Here is a 1,863-nt window from a genome sequence, read left to right as displayed (position 1 = left end):
GAGGGTGTCGCAAAATCATCAAGTTAGATGATTGAGCGGCGCCCTCGCTCCGTTTATGGAAAAATCAGGAGAAAATCCTTTTGTTTGTGGACATTCTCCTGATTTTTAGCATACTTTAATAAAGCTCCCTCGTTTTAGGCTTTCTTAAGCGGATTCTTTTATCTGAAACAGATGGCTCCCCATCCGGTCATTTTGTATTTTCGTATGTAACTTATTCAGATTATACCCCATGCTGAGCAAAAGAATCTCCAGTTTTACTTTTGTTTTCCCTCGAAGCAGAAATCTTTGGAATTCATAGTCATTTTTCAGGACCCCAAAGGCTCCTTCTACCTGGATCGAGCGGTTCATCCTATATTGGATCCCTTTTTCGCTCAGGATATTTTCATAAGATTCCTGACGCTTTTCCAAAAAGCTCTTCGAAATATACAGCCGTTTGTTCTCCTTTGCTTTCGTACATTTTTCTTTATAAGGACAGCCGGTGCAATCTTCACATTCATAGACGGTGACTTCTGATTCATATCCACTCTTGCTTTTCTGTTTCTTGAGAAATATCGGCCGCAGTTTCTTCCCTGCGTGGCAGGTATAAATATCTGCCGTCTCATCATATCCCATGTTTTCCCGCTTGCTGATATCCTGTTTAAAACTACGCTTTTTCCATTTCTCATAAGTCTGGGGTTTGATATATGGTTTCTGTTTCTGCTCCTGTAAATACGTATATCCTTCTTCGCTTTCATATCCGGAATCCGCCGTGATACTGGGATACCGGAACCCCAGGTTTTTCTCCATCCTTTTCAAAAACGGGACCAGTGTCCAAACATCGTTCCGATCCTGAAAAATATCTGTCGCTACGATATATTCGCTGTCTACGGCAATCTGTACGTTGTATCCTGGTTTCAACTGGGCATTGCGCATATGGTCATCTTTCATATGCATAAACGTAGCATCCGGATCTGTCTTACAGTAATTATTCCGTCCCTGGAAGCTGGCCGTGTGCCAGTCATAGATAGTCTGGCGTTCCAGAAACCGGCGGAACAGTTCCAGGTATTTCTGATTACGGCTTTTACGTTTCCCTCTGCCATGGACAAGAACGGTATGCTGCTCTTTACAGATCTGTTCCAGAAACTGACAGATCTTCTGAAGATCCCGCGTCCTTGTTTCCTCCATTACAGAAAAGTTTTGCAGATACTCCTGATTCAGAAGGGATACGGCTTCCTGTACTTTCTGGAACATTTTTGCTTCCCATTTCCCTACGGATTTTTTCCAGACAAAGGTATATTTGTTGGCGCATGCTTCCAGTTTTGTCCCATCAATAAAGACAGTCTCTTTCGATAATTCTCCGGCTTTTTCCAGCCGCTTAACCATCTGATAAAAAAGATCCTCACAAGCGTCCGCCAGGAATCCCGTGCGGAAACGGGCAATCGTACTGTGATCTGGCGCCTTTTGCCCGGCCAGCAGCCACATGAAGTTGATATCCCGTTTGCAAGCGGTTTCAATCTTTCTGGATGAATAAATGTTTTGGGAATACGCATAGGTCAGGATCTTGAACATGGTCTTGGGATCCACTGCCGGATTTCTGCCTTTGGCAGAGTAAGCCTGATACAGTAAACTGTAATCCAATTCCTCCAATTCGTGGCTCAGCAGTCGGACAGAATCATCATCAGGAACCAAACCTTCCAAATTTAATGGCAAAACCAGTTGATAAGGCTCGCCGAATTCGGTATAATTTTTATGGTATTTTTGGTTAGTAGGCATATCTAATTATACCACGGATTACGGGCTCTTCGGGGCCTGTTTTCTGTTTTTAGGTATAAAAAGTGGAGCTGTTGCTCCAGTAGATTATCTATCTACTTTTGCAACAGCCCC

1 protein-coding gene is annotated in these 1,863 nt (G+C 43.3%); it reads right to left on the bottom strand.

What is annotated here, in order from left to right; genetic code table 11:
* Nucleotides 1–144: 144 nt before the first annotated feature.
* Nucleotides 145–1,752, bottom strand: coding sequence for an IS1182 family transposase (locus tag H6A20_RS12960; RefSeq protein WP_204907516.1), 1,608 nt, complete (start codon nucleotides 1,750–1,752; stop codon nucleotides 145–147).
* Between the last annotated feature and the right edge of the window lie 111 nt (nucleotides 1,753–1,863).

This window comes from Mordavella massiliensis (assembly GCF_016901695.1).
Classification (GTDB): domain Bacteria; phylum Bacillota; class Clostridia; order Lachnospirales; family Lachnospiraceae; genus Claveliimonas; species Claveliimonas massiliensis_A.
The sequence above is the reverse complement of the archived record's forward strand: the minus strand, read 5'-3'. Positions and strand labels throughout refer to the sequence as shown.